Source organism: Aeromonas aquatilis, from assembly GCF_054052405.1.
On record NZ_JBSTYP010000172.1, the window covers coordinates 1 to 452 of the forward strand.

At 55.1% G+C, this 452-nt stretch carries 1 pseudogene; it reads left to right on the forward strand.

From position 1 onward, the window contains the following. Nucleotides 1–364 (forward strand): annotated as a pseudogene (locus ACW5W8_RS23865) (hypothetical protein); the annotation flags it as partial. Nucleotides 365–452 lie beyond the last annotated feature (88 nt).

The following is a 452-nucleotide window of genomic DNA, read 5'->3' on the forward strand; positions in this document are numbered from 1 at the left end:
GGATGGTCGGCGGCCGGGTTCTCTATACCGACAGCACCCACCTGCAAGCCAATGCCAACAAGAAGAAGCTGACCGAGGTCGAGGTCACTGTTACCCCCAAAGCCTATCTTGATGAGCTGGAGCAGGCTATCGATGAGGACCGCAAGCAACATGGGAAAAATCGCTGCGCCGCCGGGTAAAAGCCGCACAATCGGAGCAATCGGAGCAATCGGAGCAACCAGAGCAACCAGAGCAACCAGAGCAACCAGAGCAAGGCAAATCTCAAGCCACAACCCCCACCGGGGAAACGCGGACCATCAAGCAGAGCACCACCGACCCCGACAGCGGCTACATGGTGCGCGAGGGGAAACCCAAAGGTTTCTTTGAGGTATCCTGATTTTCACAGACAGTCCCGATTGTTACGATGAGACAATCGGGGGTATTGAATGAAATCGAGAGAACACTATTCACCA